Genomic DNA, 3,235 nt, shown 5'->3' with positions numbered 1-3,235 from the left:
ACACAGTGGACGCGAGCAACTGAGGACAAGCCCTCGGCCTATTAGTACCAGTCAGCTCCAACCGTTACCGGTCTTCCACACCTGGCCTATCAACCCAGTCGTCTACTGGGAGCCTTAACCCCTCATGGGGGTGGGAGTCCTCATCTCGAAGCAGGCTTCCCGCTTAGATGCTTTCAGCGGTTATCCCTCCCGAACGTAGCCAACCAGCCATGCCCTTGGCAGGACAACTGGCACACCAGAGGTTCGTCCGTCCCGGTCCTCTCGTACTAGGGACAGCCCTTCTCAAGACTCCTACGCGCACAGCGGATAGGGACCGAACTGTCTCACGACGTTCTAAACCCAGCTCGCGTACCGCTTTAATGGGCGAACAGCCCAACCCTTGGGACCGACTCCAGCCCCAGGATGCGACGAGCCGACATCGAGGTGCCAAACCATCCCGTCGATATGGACTCTTGGGGAAGATCAGCCTGTTATCCCCGGGGTACCTTTTATCCGTTGAGCGACGGCGCTTCCACAAGCCACCGCCGGATCACTAGTCCCGACTTTCGTCCCTGCTCGACCCGTCGGTCTCACAGTCAAGCTCCCTTGTGCACTTACACTCAACACCTGATTGCCAACCAGGCTGAGGGAACCTTTGGGCGCCTCCGTTACTCTTTAGGAGGCAACCGCCCCAGTTAAACTACCCACCAGACACTGTCCCTGATCCGGATCACGGACCCAGGTTAGACATCCAGCACGACCAGAGTGGTATTTCAACGACGACTCCACGAACACTGGCGTGCCCGCTTCACAGTCTCCCACCTATCCTACACAAGCCGAACCGAACACCAATATCAAGCTATAGTAAAGGTCCCGGGGTCTTTCCGTCCTGCTGCGCGAAACGAGCATCTTTACTCGTAGTGCAATTTCACCGGGCCTATGGTTGAGACAGTCGAGAAGTCGTTACGCCATTCGTGCAGGTCGGAACTTACCCGACAAGGAATTTCGCTACCTTAGGATGGTTATAGTTACCACCGCCGTTTACTGGCGCTTAAGTTCTCAGCTTCGCCCCACCGAAATGGAGCTAACCGGTCCCCTTAACGTTCCAGCACCGGGCAGGCGTCAGTCCGTATACATCGCCTTACGGCTTCGCACGGACCTGTGTTTTTAGTAAACAGTCGCTTCTCGCTGGTCTCTGCGGCCACCCCCAGCTCAGGAAGTAAATTCCATCACCGGAAATGGCCCCCCTTCTCCCGAAGTTACGGGGGCATTTTGCCGAGTTCCTTAACCATAGTTCACCCGAACGCCTCGGTATTCTCTACCTGACCACCTGAGTCGGTTTAGGGTACGGGCCGCCATGAAACTCGCTAGAGGCTTTTCTCGACAGCATAGGATCATCCACTTCACCACAATCGGCTCGGCATCAGGTCTCAGCCTCAACGTGTGACGGATTTGCCTACCACACGGCCTACACCCTTACCCCGGGACTACCACCGCCCGGGCTGGACTACCTTCCTGCGTCACCCCATCGCTTACCTACTACCACCTTGGGTCAGCGGCTCCACCACTCCCCTTTCCCCGAAGGGTCCAGGGCGGCTTCACGGCCTTAGCATTAATGGATTCGATATTGGGCGTTTCAAAGCGGGTACCGGAATATCAACCGGTTGTCCATCGACTACGCCTGTCGGCCTCGCCTTAGGTCCCGACTTACCCTGGGCAGATCAGCTTGACCCAGGAACCCTTAGTCAATCGGCGCACACGTTTCCCACGTGTGTATCGCTACTCATGCCTGCATTCTCACTCGTGAACCGTCCACAACTCGCTTCCGCGGCTGCTTCACCCGGCACACGACGCTCCCCTACCCATCCACACACCCGTTGGGGCTGTTATGTGAATGACACGACTTCGGCGGTACGCTTGAGCCCCGCTACATTGTCGGCGCGGAATCACTTGACCAGTGAGCTATTACGCACTCTTTCAAGGGTGGCTGCTTCTAAGCCAACCTCCTGGTTGTCTCTGCGACTCCACATCCTTTCCCACTTAGCGTACGCTTAGGGGCCTTAGTCGATGCTCTGGGCTGTTTCCCTCTCGACCATGGAGCTTATCCCCCACAGTCTCACTGCCGCGCTCTCACTTACCGGCATTCGGAGTTTGGCTAAGGTCAGTAACCCGGTAGGGCCCATCGCCTATCCAGTGCTCTACCTCCGGCAAGAAACACACGACGCTGCACCTAAATGCATTTCGGGGAGAACCAGCTATCACGGAGTTTGATTGGCCTTTCACCCCTAACCACAGGTCATCCCCCAGGTTTTCAACCCTGGTGGGTTCGGTCCTCCACGAAGTCTTACCTCCGCTTCAACCTGCCCATGGCTAGATCACTCCGCTTCGGGTCTTGGGCGCGCTACTAAAATCGCCCTGTTCGGACTCGCTTTCGCTACGGCTTCCCCACACGGGTTAACCTCGCAACACACCGCAAACTCGCAGGCTCATTCTTCAAAAGGCACGCAGTCACGACTGCATGTGCAAGCACACACAGCGACGCTCCCACGGCTTGTAGGCACACGGTTTCAGGTACTATTTCACTCCGCTCCCGCGGTACTTTTCACCATTCCCTCACGGTACTATCCGCTATCGGTCACCAGGGAATATTTAGGCTTAACGGGTGGTCCCGCCAGATTCACACGGGATTTCTCGGGCCCCGTGCTACTTGGGTGTCTCTCAAACGAGCCGTTGATGTTTCAGCTACGGGGGTCTTACCCTCTACGCCGGACCTTTCGCATGTCCTTCGCCTACACCAACGGTTTCTGACTCGTCCTGTCGCCGGCAGACGACAGAAGAGAGATCCCACAACCCCGCATGCGCAACCCCTGCCGGGTATCACACACATACGGTTTGGCCTCATCCGGTTTCGCTCGCCACTACTCCCGGAATCACGGTTGTTTTCTCTTCCTGCGGGTACTGAGATGTTTCACTTCCCCGCGTTCCCTCCACACTGCCTATGTGTTCAGCAGCGGGTGACAGCCCATGACGACTGCCGGGTTTCCCCATTCGGACACCCCCGGATCAAAGCTCGGTTGACAGCTCCCCGGGGCCTATCGCGGCCTCCCACGTCCTTCATCGGTTCCTGGTGCCAAGGCATCCACCGTGCGCCCTTAAAAACTTGGCCACAGATGCTCGCGTCCACTGTGCAGTTCTCAAGCAACGACCAGCCACCCATCACCCCCGCCTTCACGGCAGAGTGCACTGGGGCCGGCAT

Annotated in this window: 1 rRNA gene; it reads right to left on the bottom strand. The window is 57.4% G+C overall.

The window, feature by feature from the left end:
- Positions 1-21: 21 nt before the first annotated feature.
- Positions 22-3,145: ribosomal RNA gene (locus ACZ4A5_RS31510) — 23S ribosomal RNA — on the bottom strand.
- Positions 3,146-3,235: the final 90 nt, after the last annotated feature.

The organism is Streptomyces sp. NPDC025618, from assembly GCF_055558795.1.
This window is presented reverse-complemented; position numbering and strand designations above follow the sequence as displayed.